This window comes from Fictibacillus sp. NRS-1165, from assembly GCF_050468105.1.
In the GTDB taxonomy this organism is placed as follows: domain Bacteria; phylum Bacillota; class Bacilli; order Bacillales; family Fictibacillaceae; genus Fictibacillus_C; species Fictibacillus_C terrinigri.
In genome coordinates, this window is record NZ_JBDPNU010000169.1 from 1 (window position 1) to 1,680 (window position 1,680).

Sequence of the window (1,680 nt, forward strand, 5' to 3'; positions counted from 1 at the left end):
ACATCACCACTCTCTTAAGCTCTTACAAAACTCCTATTGTCCGATAATTATCAATTGTTGAAGCATCCATTCCGAACTCTTTTAAAATCGACTCAGTATGTTCACCCACTTCCGGAATAGGGTTCATTGCCGGCTCCAAACCTTCAAATGTTACTGGCGGAATTAAAGCTTTCAATGTTCCCGCCGGTGACTGGACATCTCTCCAGCGATTTCGGATTTTCAACTGTGGATGATTAACAAATTCATGTATCGTATTCAAATGGGCGTTAGCGATCTCAGCCTTTTCCAGCCTGCCGATGATCGTTTCTGCACTCAGGCTTCGGAATACAGAATCAATGATTTCCTTCAGCTTACCGCTATTGGTCAATCTCTTGGCGTTGCTGTTAAAGCTCGTATTCGTTTTTAATGAAGGGTCTTCCAAGACAATCTCACAAAAATTCGCCCATTCTCGCTCATTTTGTATCCCCATGAAAACCAGTTTTTGATCTCCTGCCAGAAATGGTCCATATGGATAGATCGTGGCATGGCTTGCTCCCGTTCGTTTCGGATCTGTACCTCCATACTCAGAATAATAAAGAGGATAACCCATCCATTCTCCAAGCGCCTCAAGCATTGAAACTTCCAGCACCTGCCCTTTTCCTGTTTTAAAACGGGAGATCAGGGCAGTTAAAATACCGGAGTACGCATACATCCCTGCGGCTATATCAGCAATGGATATTCCTGCTTTGGATGGTGTTTCCTCTGTACCTGTAATCGAAACAACTCCTGTCTCACATTGGATCAGAAGGTCATACGCTTTTTTATCTTTATACGGTCCATACGTTCCATACCCCGAAATTCCACAGATGATGAGATGCGGATACTTTTCCTTTAAAACATCGGAACCAAACCCAAGCCGGTCAACTGCCCCAGGTTTTAGATTCTGAATAAAAACATCCGCTTCCGATAGAATTTTATCCAATATGTATTTTCCTTCTTGCTGCTGCAAATCAAGTGTGATTGACTCTTTTGAGCGATTGAGCCAGACAAAGTGGCTGGACATGCCCTTGGCGGCTGAATCATAATGACGGGCAAAATCCCCGGTGACCGGCCGCTCAACTTTTATGACTCGTGCCCCTAAATCCGCCAGTTGTCTGGAAGCAAAAGGCGCCGCTACGGCCTGCTCCAGCGTAACAACTGTAATTCCTCCTAACGGCAGCATGGATATTCTCCCTCCTATTCAATGAAATTTAGAAAGAAATAGCTCCGGTTATAAGCGCAACAACCGTCATAACGATCGTCGTCCCAAATGCCCAGAAGAAAATACTCTTTTGAAGGTCACCGAGATCCACCTTACACAACCCTAGCAGAACAAAGACCGATGGATTTAATGGGCTTAACGGAAACCCTGTTGTTGCGTTTCCGAGTAATGCGGCTCGGCCGATGTCTAAAGGATCAATACCGAAAGAGGCGGCTGATTCGCTAAGGATTGGAAGCACTCCATAATAAAAGGCATCTGGGGAGAAAATTAAGCTTAACGGCATACTAATGACGGCTATTAAAGTCGGCAGGTGCGGACCCATCCAATCCGGTATGATGGAGACCATAGACACGGCCATGGCATCGAGCATTTTTGTACCTGAAAGGACACCTGTGAAAATACCGGCTGCAAAAATGGTAAAGCACACCATTACCATGCTT

The 1,680-nt window shown here is 45.1% G+C and carries 1 protein-coding gene and 1 pseudogene; both read right to left on the reverse strand.

Annotated features, from left to right (window positions below; genetic code table 11):
* Positions 1–22 precede the first annotated feature (22 nt).
* On the reverse strand, positions 23–1,201 hold the full coding sequence (locus ABHN01_RS25605; RefSeq protein WP_429877885.1) for a CaiB/BaiF CoA transferase family protein: 1,179 nt from the start codon (positions 1,199–1,201) through the stop codon (positions 23–25).
* 28 nt (positions 1,202–1,229) lie between these two features.
* Positions 1,230–1,680, reverse strand: a pseudogene (locus tag ABHN01_RS25610) (citrate transporter); the annotation flags it as partial.

What these genes read in the sequence shown, in the direction of transcription:
- ABHN01_RS25605 (WP_429877885.1), bottom strand. Translation starts at nt 1,201, where the DNA reads ATGCTGCCGTTAGGAGGAATTACAGTTGTTACGCTGGAGCAGGCCGTA.